This is a genomic window from Streptomyces sp. NPDC059169, from assembly GCF_042755225.1.
Classification (GTDB): domain Bacteria; phylum Actinomycetota; class Actinomycetes; order Streptomycetales; family Streptomycetaceae; genus Streptomyces.
In genome coordinates, this window is the sequence record NZ_JBHZCF010000039.1 from 1 (window position 1) to 10,219 (window position 10,219).

The following is a 10,219-nucleotide window of genomic DNA, read 5'->3' on the forward strand; positions in this document are numbered from 1 at the left end:
GCACCCTCCAAACCGAAGGCACCGGCATCACCGGGATACATACCAAGAACGTTCAACACATCACGGAAATTCACCCCCGCAGCCCGCACCGCGATCCGGACCTCGCCCTGCTCCAGCGTGGCCCTGGCCTCGGGACTCCGTACCAGGCTCAGGCTCTCCAGCGTCCCCCCATCGACACGTTCAAGGATCCAGCCGTCCTGCGGCAGGCTCGGCATCGACAGTTCGTCCCGCCGGACGTTCGTGCTCAGCCTCGGCAGGTACGCCTTGCCGTCGCGCAGGGCGAGTTCGGGCTCTCCCGAGCCAACTGCAGCCGGCAGCGCGGCCAGGGAGGCATGCGTGTCATCGACATCCACCAGCACCAGGCGATCGGGGTGCTCGACGCGCGCGGCTCGGACGAGACCCCACACTGTGGCCTGAGCGGGGTCGGGCTGGCGTAGTTCCGCCGGGACGGCGTTCCGCGTGACCACCACCAGTCGCGCGGCGGCATAGCGCTCGGTTGCCGTCCACTCCTGTATGCAGGCCAGCGCCCGATCCGCGGCGGCGCGGGCGGCCGTCGGGATCCCGACGGATCCGTCGCCGATGGCGTCGAGGCGTAGCGCAACGTACGCGGGTACGGTGTCGTCCGGCCCGGGGCCGAGCTCGTGGAATTCGACGAGACCCTCTGGACCGTCCAGGCCGTCGGGTTCCACGGCGGTCTCGGGCATAGGGGTCCAATCGACCCGGTACAGGGCGTCGGAGTGGGTGCTGCCCTGCCAGGCGCGGCTGAGAGTGTCAGCCGTCATCGGCTGCCGTGTGAGGGATGCGATCTCCGCCACCGGTTGTCCTACGGCGTCGGCCAGTTGGAGCGACACTTCGCCGTCCCCGTGCGCCGAGAGACGTGCCCGGAGCACGGTGGCTCCTGAGGCGTGCAGCCTCACGTCCTTCCAGGAGACCGGCAATTGTCCAAGCGTGGCGGTCTCCGACGTTTCGAGTGCCAGGGCGTGGAGGACGGTGTCCAGCAGCGCCGGGTGCAGCCCGAATGACGCTGCCTCTGACGAGCCGGGCAGCTCCACCGTGGCGAAGAGGTCGACGTCGCGGCGCCAGACGGCTTGCAGCCCGCGGAAGGCGGGCCCGTAGGCGATCCCGGCTTCGGCGAAGGCGTCGTAGAGACCGTCCGTCGGGACGGGTTGTGCCCCTTCCGGGGGCCAGACCGCGAAGTCGAAGGCCTCTCGGTGATCAGCCGCTCCCAGCACGCCGGTGGCGTGCCGGACCCATGGTTCCTCGGCGACACCGGTGCTTCCGATGCTGCAGGAGTGGATGGTCAATGCACGGGTGCCGTGGAGGTCGGGCTCCTGGATGCGCATCTGCAGCTGGACGGACTCATGAGCCGGGAGCACCAGCGGGGCTTCGATGGTGAGCGACTCGACCCGGTCGCAGGCGGCTTGGTCGGCAGCGCGGAGCGCGAGTTCCAGGAAGGCCGTACCGGGGACGAGGAGGGAGCCGTCGACGACGTGGTCCTGGATCCATGGGTGTTCCTGCGTGGAGAGCCGTCCGGTGAAAACGACCGACGAGGTGTCGGCGAGGGTCATGGTGGCTGCGAGCAGTGGGTGCTCGGCTGCCTGCAACCCTGCGGAACCGAGATTGGTTGCGTTGGTGTGGGCGAGCTTGAGCCAGTACCGCTGCTGCTGGAAGGCGTAGGTGGGCAGGTCGACCTGCTGGGCACCGGTGCCGGCGAAGAGGGTGGCCCAGTCGACGGGGACGCCGCGGGCGTAGGCGTGACCGAGTGCGGTGAGGAGCCCCTTCGCTTCCGGACGGTCCTTGCGGAGGGCGGGGACGAGGAGGCGGTCCGTGTCGGTGTCGCTGTCGAGGCAGCCCTGTGCCATGGCGGTCAGGGTGCCGTCCGGCCCGATCTCCAGGAACCTGGTCACACCGTGGTCCGCGAGCCATTGGACGCCGTCGGCGAAGCGCACCGTCTGGCGGACGTGGCGCACCCAGTAGTCGGGGGACATCAGCTCCTGCGGCGTGGCGAGGGTGCCGGTCACGTTGGAGACCACCGGGATGCGTGGCTCGGTGTAGGTCACGCTCGCGGCGACCGCCCGGAACTCCTCCAGCATCGGATCCATCAACGGCGAGTGGAAGGCATGACTCACCCGCAGCCGCTTCACCTTCCACCCCCGAGCCTCACACCGCTCCGCAACCTCCGACACCGCGGCCTCCTCACCAGAGACCACCACCGACCGCGGACCGTTCACCGCAGCAACCCCCACCCCCAGCCCACGCCCCTCCAACAACGACAACACCTCACCCTCCGCAGCCTGCAACGCCACCATCGCACCACCCACCGGAAGCGCCTGCATCAACCGCCCACGAGCCGCCACCAAACGACACGCATCCTCCAACGACAACACACCCGCCACATGCGCCGCCACCAACTCACCCACCGAATGACCCACCACATAATCCGGCCGCACACCAAACGACTCCACCAACCGGAACAACGCCACCTCCAGAGCAAACAACCCCGGCTGAGTGAACCCCGTCCGATCCAACCACCCCACACCACCACCAGCCACATCCGCCACATCCGCCACATCGCCAAACACCACACCCCGCAACGACAACTCCAACTCACCATCAAAGTGAGCACAAACGGAATCAAAGGCATCCGCGAACACCGGAAACGCCTCATACAACTCCCGACCCATACCCACCCGCTGCGAACCCTGCCCCGCGAACATGAGCGCCAGGCTTCCCGCGGGGGTGGCCAAGCCCTCGGTCACATCGCCCCGTTGCTCTCCGTGGGCGAGGGCGTGGACGCCGTCGAGCAGCGACTCCCGGTCCTGCCCGAGCACGACGGCTCGGTGTTCGAACGGGGATCGTGTGGTGACGAGCGAGAACCCCACATCCCTCGGGTCCAGCCCGGGGTGGCTGTGCATATGGGCCGCCAGTCGCTCGGCTTGAGCCCTGAGAGCCGCCTCGCTGCGTCCGGACAGCACCCAGGGAACAAGAGTCGCGGGCTCGGGCATCCCGACTGTCCCGTCGCGGGTGTCGCCGTCCCGCGACTCGTCCCGCGGCGCGTCCGTCGGGGGTTGCTCGATGATCACATGGGCGTTGGTGCCGCTCACGCCGAATGACGAGACGCCGGCCCGGCGAGGACGGTCCGTTTCCGGCCATGGCACGTCCTCGCTCAGCAGCCGTACGTGACCGGTGGACCAGTCCACGTGCGAGGACGGCTCCTCCGCGTAGCGGCTCCGCGGCAGTACGCCGTGCCGGAGGGCCTCCACCATCTTGATCACACCCGCCACACCGGCTGCGACCTGGGTATGGCCGATGTTGCCCTTCACGGAGCCCAGCCACAGCGGGCGGTCCGCTTCGTGTTCCTGGCCATAGGTGGCCAGGAGCGCCTGCGCCTCGATCGGGTCACCGAGCGTGGTGCCCGTGCCGTGGCCCTCGACTGCGTCGACGTCGGACGCCGAGAGCCCGGCGCCGGCCAGCGCCTGTCGGATCACCCGTTGCTGCGAGGGGCCGTTCGGGGCGGTGAGGCCGTTGGAGGCGCCGTCCTGGTTCACGGCGGTGCCACGGACGACCGCGAGCACCCGGTGGCCGTTGCGCCGCGCGTCTGAGAGCCGCTCCACCAGGACGACGCCGGCGCCTTCGCTCCATATGGTGCCGTCCGCGGACTCGGCGAACGCCTTGCAGCGTGCGTCCGCGGCCAGGCCCCGCTGCCGGCTGAACTCGATGAAGGCGCCCGGCGTGGACATCACGGTCACGCCGCCGGCGAGAGCCAGGTCACAGTCGCCCGACCGCAGGGACTGCACCGCCAGGTGCAGGGCGACCAACGACGAGGAACACGCCGTGTCCACGGTGACCGCGGGCCCTTCCAGGCCCAGCGCATACGCAACGCGGCCGGACACCACGGCGCCGGAGCTTCCGGTGAGCAAATGGCCCAGGAGGTCGTCGGGCATGTCGACGGAGCCCGAGCCGTAGCCCTGGTAGCCGCAGCCCACGAAGAGTCCGCTGCGGCTGCCGCGCAACGACAGCGGGGCGATGCCGGCCCGTTCGACGGCCTCCCAGGAGATCTCCAGCAGCATCCGCTGCTGGGGGTCCATGGCCAGGGCCTCGCGCGGCGAGATACCGAAGAAGCCGGGGTCGAAGTCACCGGCGCCGCGGACGAATCCGCCTTCGCGCACGTAACTGGTGCCCGGGCAGCCGGAGTCGGGGTCGTAGACGGCATCGATGTTCCAGCCGCGGTCCTCCGGGAAGGGCGTGATGGCGTCGCCGCCGTCGACGATCAGCTGCCAGAGGTCTTCCGGTGACCGTACGTCGCCGGGGTAGCGGCAGGCCATGCCCACGATGGCGATCGGTTCGTCGTCCGCCCGCACGGGCTGCGCGAGTGCGACGGTGTGCTGCTCGCCGAGGTCTCCCATGAGTTCGGCACGGAGATGACGCGCCAGTGCCGGCGGCGTCGGGTAGTCGAACACGAGCGTCGGGGAGAGGGGCAGTGTGACGGCTGCGGAGAGGGTGTTGCGCAGTTCGACCGCGGTGAGGGAGTCGGTGCCGAGCTCCTGGAAGGTGCGAGTGGTGTCAACGGCGTCAGGACCCGGGAATCCCAGGACTGCGGCGGTGGTCCGACGCACCAGGCGGAGCAGGTGTTGTTCCTGTTCGACGGGGGTGTGCAGGGCGGCGAGGACGCTGCGCACATCGTCGGCCGGGGTTTCCCGGCCGGGGTTCTGGGCGGCGGCTTCGGGCAGTTTGCCGAAGAGGGTGTTGCGGCCTGCGGGGAACAGGTCCCAGTCGATGTCGGCGATGACGAGGTGGGTCTCGCCCTGGTCGAGGGCCTGGTGCAGGGCGACCAGCGCGGTGTCCGGCTCCATGGGCGGCAGGCCGGCGCGGCTGAGTTTGGCGCGAAGGGTGGGGTCGGCGGCCATGCCGTCGTGTGCCCAGGGGCCCCAGGCGATGCTGGTCGCCGGCAGCCCGTGGGCGCGGCGGTGCTGGGCGAGGGCGTCCAGTCCGGCGTTGGCCGCGGCGTAGTTGGCCTGGCCGGCCGCGCCGAGGGTCCCCGCGATGGAGGAGAAGAGCACGAACGCCGTCAGGTCGTGTGCGCAGGTGAGGTCGTGGAGGTTGGCGGCGGCCTCGGTCTTGGGGCGGAGCACGGTGGCGAACCGTTCCGCGTCCATGGTGGCGAGGGTCCCGTCGTCGAGGACTCCCGCGGTGTGGAACACACTGGTCAGGGGCTGGTCCTCGGGGATGGAGGCGAGGAGTTGGGCCAGTGCGTCGCGGTCGGCGGGGTCGCAGGCGGCGAGGGTGGTACGGGTGCCGAGTGCCGTGAGTTCGGCGACGAGGTCTTCGGCGCCCGGGGCTTCGGGGCCGCGCCTGCTGACGAGCAGCAGGTGCGCGGCGCCTTCGCGGGCCAGTCGGCGGGCGAGGGCGGAGCCGATGGTGCCGGTACCGCCGGTGATCAGTGTGGTGCCGGCCGGCGCCCAGGCGGACGCGTCGCCGGGCCGCTCCGGGCGGGGCGCTCGGATCAGTCGGCGGGCGAAGACGCCGGAGGCACGGAGGGCGAACTCGTTGTCGTGGCCGGGGGTGCCGGGGGTGTGGAGCACCGCGCGCAGTCGGTCCAGGGCACGTTCGTCGAACTGCTCCGGCAGGTCGACGAGGCCGGTCCAGTGGTCGGGGTGTTCGATTGCGGCGCTGCGGCCGAGGCCCCAGAAGGTGGCCTGCCCGGGGGCGCTGAGCGGGTCGGAGCGGCCGATGCTGACGGCGCCCCGGGTCACGGTCCACAGCCGTACGGGGGCGTCGGTGCGCAGCAGTGCCTGGACGAGTGCACCGGTCAGGGCGAGGGCGGCGGGAGTGTCGGGGTGGTGGGGCTCGCGGCCCGTGCCGAGGCCGAGCAGGGAGAGGACGTTGAGCTCGTCCGGACCGTGATCCCGGTCGCGCGTCTCGTCGAGGCGTTGCGCGAGGTGCTCGGCGTCGGCGTCGGTCTTGAGGCTCAGGGTGGTGACGGTCGTGCCGTGTCCGGCGAGTGCGGTCGTGAGGACTTCGGCGACGCTCCGGTACTGCTCCGGGTCCGCGGCGGGGACGACGAGCAGCCAGTGGGCCGGTGCGGTGGTGGTGGGGCTGGGGTCGACGGGCTCCCAGTGTTCCGTGTGCCGCCAGGTCCGTGCGGTGGAGTGCTGCTGCTGGTCGCGGTGGAAGGCTGCGAGTGCGGGGACGACCGGTTCGAGGAGTGAGCGGTCGAGGCTGAGGCTGTCCGCGAGTTCAGGCAGGTTCTGCTGCTCGACGGCGGTCCAGAACGCGGAGTCGGCCGGCCCGGCGGCGGGGGTGTCCTCGAAGGGCGTGGCGTGGAGCCAGTAGCGGGTGCGCTGGAAGGCGTAGGTGGGCAGGTCGACGCGGCGGGCGCCGGGCAGCAGGGCGGCCCAGTCGAGGGTTGCGCCGGCGGTGTGGAGCCTGCTGAGCGCGGTGAGCAGGCTGAGGGCTTCGGGGGCGTCCTTGCGCAGGAGGGAGGTCAGCAGCCGATCGCCTTCGGGCAGGCAGGCCGCGGCCAGTGCGGTGAGGGTGCCGTCGGGGCCGAGTTCGACGAGCCGGGTGACGTTGCGCTCGGCGAGTGCGCGGACGCCGTCGGCGAAGCGCACGGCCTCGCGGGCGTGGCGTACCCAGTAGTCGGGACTGCACAGCTCGTCGGTGGTGGCGAGGCGTCCGGTGACGTTCGAGACGACGGGGATCTGCGGCTTCCGGTAGGTGAGGTCGCGGGCGGTGGCGCGCAGGTCCGCCAGCATCGGGTCCATCAGCGGCGAGTGGAAGGCGTGGCTGACCCGCAGTCGGGAGACCTTGCGTCCCAGGTCACGGAAGTGGTCGGCGAGGGTTTTCACGGCGGTTTCCTCGCCGGCGATGACGGTGGCGTCGGGGCCGTTGACCGCGGCGATGCTCACGCGGTCGGCGGTGTCCGCGAGCAGCGGCCGTACTTCGGCTTCGGTCGCCTGGAGGGAAGCCATGGCTCCGCCGGGCGGGAGAGCCTGCATGAGCCGTCCGCGTGCCGCCACCAGACGGCAGGCGTCCGGGAGGGACAGCACGCCGGCGATGTGCGCGGCGGCCAGTTCGCCGATCGAGTGGCCCATGACGACGTCGGGCCTGAGGGCCCAGGAGGTGAGCAGCCGGAAGAGGGCCACTTCGAAGGCGAAGAGTGCGGGCTGGGTGTTTCCCGTGCGGTCCAGTTGAGCCGCGTCGTCACCGAAGACGGTGTCCCGCAGGGGCCGTTCGAGCTCCGGGTCGAGGTGCGCGCAGACGGCGTCGAAGGCGTCGGCGAAAACGGGGAAGGTGGCGTACAGTTCGCGTCCCATGCCGAGGTGCTGAGCCCCCTGGCCGGTGAACAGGAACGCGGTCTTGCCGCGGAGGGGGGAGCCGCTGACGGCACCCGCTGCGTGGGGGCCCTCCTCGGCGAGCGCGGTCAGTTTGCTCTGCAGTTCGGTCGGATCGGTGCCGAGCAGCACCGCACGGTGCTCGAAGGCCGACCGGGAGGTGGCGAGTGAGTAGGCCAGGTCGTACGGGTCCGCGTCGGGGTGGCGGTCCAGGTGTGCACGCAGCCGGCCGGCCTGTGCCCGCAGGGCGTCCGCGGTGCGGGCGGAGAGCGCCCACGGAATGTACGGAAGCCGGGCCCCGATCGGCGACGGGGTGGCTCCGGCGGTCGATTCCCCGTGTGCGGACGTGGCTTCGCCGGGCGCCGCGGGCTGTTCAGCGTCCTTCGGTGTGCGTTCCCGGTCCTCGGGTGCCTGCTCCAGGATGGTGTGGGCGTTGGTGCCGCTGATGCTGAAGGAGGAAACTGCGGCGCGGCGCGGACGTGCGTTGTCCGGCCAGGTCACGGCCTCGGTCAGCAGTCGGACGCGGCCCGTCGACCAGTCCACGTGCGTGGAGGGACGGGTGGTGTGCAGGCTCTGCGGTAGGACACCGTGCTGCAGGGCGAGGACCATCTTGATCACGCCGGCGACGCCCGCGGCGGCCTGGGTGTGACCGATGTTGGACTTCACCGAACCGAGCCACAGCGGCCGGTCCGCTGCTCGGTCCTGACCGTACGTGGCGAGCAGCGCCTGTGCTTCGATCGGGTCGCCCAGCGCCGTACCGGTGCCGTGGGCCTCGACGGCGTCCACGTCGGCGGCGGACAGTCCGGCGCCGGTGAGCGCGGAGCGGATCACGCGTTGCTGGGCGGGCCCGTTGGGGGCCGTCAGGCCGTTGGAGGCGCCGTCCTGGTTGAGGGCGCTGCCGCGGAGCAGGGCGAGGACGGGGTGTCCGTTGCGGCGGGCGTCGGAGAGCCGTTCGACGAGCAACATGCCGGCGCCCTCGCCCCAGCCGGTGCCGTCGGCGTCGTCGGAGAACGGCTTGCAGCGGCCGTCGCGGGCGAGCCCTCCCTGCCGATCGAACTCGACGAAGGCAGCCGGGGTGGACATGACCGCCACGCCGCCGGCGAGCGCCAGGTCGCATTCGCCCGCCCGGAGGGACTGCGCGGCGAGGTGCAGGGTGACCAGGGAGGAGGAGCAGGCCGTGTCCACGGTGACGGCGGGGCCTTCGAGGCCGAGGGCGTAGGCGACCCGGCCGGAGACGACGCTGCCCGTGGTGCCGGTGAGGATGTGTCCCTCGACGCCCTCGGGGACGTTGCCGCGCAGCCCGGAGCCGTACTCCTGGTTGCTGCAGCCTGCGAAGACGGCGGTCCTGCTGCCGCGCAGGGTCATCGGGTCGATGCCCGCGCGCTCCAGCGCTTCCCAGGACACCTCCAGCAGGAGCCGCTGCTGCGGGTCGGTGGCCAGTGCCTCGCGCGGGCTCATCCCGAAGAACTGCGGGTCGAACTCGTCGGCGGTGTGGAGGAAGCCACCGCGTGTGATCGTCGCGTCGAGTGCGCCCAGTTCCCAGCCCCGGTCGGCGGGGAGGTCGGACAGCGCGTCGGTGCCGTCCGCGAGTAGCTGCCAGAACTCCTCGGGCGTCTGCACGCCACCGGGAAAACGGCAGCTCATGGCGACGATGGCGAGGGGTTCGCCCGCGGCGTCGACGAGCTGCTGGTTCTGCTTGCGCAGCCGGTCGTTCTCCCGCAGCGACGCCCGGAGGGCTTCGACGATCTGATCCGCGGACGTGGCCATTGGTCAGCTCTCCATCATTCCGGCTTCGTGGTGTGGCTTCGTCGGGACGGCGGCGCTCAGCCGTCCGTGGCGCCGAACGCGAGGCGCACGAGGTCATCGACTTCCATGCTCTCGATGGCATCGGAGTCGGGGGTGTCACGGGGTTCCGGCCCGCGGTCCGTGGTGGACGGCTCCGGCCGCGCGAGCGCCAGCAGGTCGTCCAGCAGACCGGCGGCCCGAAGACGTGCAAGGGGGATGGCGGCCAGGGTCTCGCGTAGCGCTGCTTCGTCCTCCCGTGCGGCATCGGTCCCCGCGGGGTGCTCGGGGACGAGCTCCGCGCACAGGTGGTCGGCGAGGGCCAGTGGTGTGGGGTAGTCGAAGACGAGCGTGGCGGGCAGCAGTGTTCCGGTGACGGCGGTGAGCCGGTTGCGCAGTTCCACCGCGGTCAGCGAGTCGAAGCCGAGGTCCCTGAACGACTGCTGGTCGCCTACCTCGGCCGCGGAGGCGTGGCCGAGCACCGCGGCGACTTGGGCGCACACCACGTCGAGGACGATGTGGTGTGCCTCGTCGCGGGTCAGGGCGGCGAGCGTTCGGGGCAGGGACTCGGAGGAGCCCGGTGCCGCCGGGGCCGGGCCCGCAGCTGCGGTGCGGCGTGCCGTCGTCGGCAGCAGGCCGCTCAGCAGGGGCGGTACGGGACCGCCGGAGCCGAGGGCGCGCTGATCGACCAGCATCGGCAGCAGGGTCGCCTCTGGCCGCTCGAGTGCCGCGTCGAAGAGGGCGAGTCCGCGGTCGGGGGGCAGGGCGGGCAGCCCGGCGCGCGCCATACGTTGCAGGTCGGCTTCGGTGAGTCCGCTGGTCATGCCCGTCGTGCGGGACCACGGCCCCCAGGCGAGCGAGGTGGCTGGCAGCCCCGCGGCACGCCGTTCGGCGGCGAAGGCGTCGCAGAACGCATTGGCGGCGGCGTAGTTGGCCTGGCCGGGAGCGCCGAACACGCCGGCTGTCGAGGAGAAGACGACGAATGCCGCCAGGTCTTCGTCACGGGTGAGTTCGTGCAGGTGGACCAGGGCGTCCGCCTTCGGCGCCAGCACCGCGTCCACGCGGGCCGGCGTCAGCGAGGCCAGCATGCCGTCGTCGAGCAC

General features: G+C 71.5%; 2 protein-coding genes. Both read right to left on the reverse strand.

Annotated features, from left to right (window positions below):
* A partial coding sequence (locus ACFXOM_RS35370; protein WP_385041579.1) for a type I polyketide synthase occupies positions 1-9,101 on the reverse strand: 9,101 nt, incomplete at its 3' end.
* 56 nt (positions 9,102-9,157) lie between these two features.
* Positions 9,158-10,219: beta-ketoacyl reductase (locus ACFXOM_RS35375; protein ID WP_385041582.1), on the reverse strand; the 1,062-nt coding region annotated here is incomplete at its 5' end.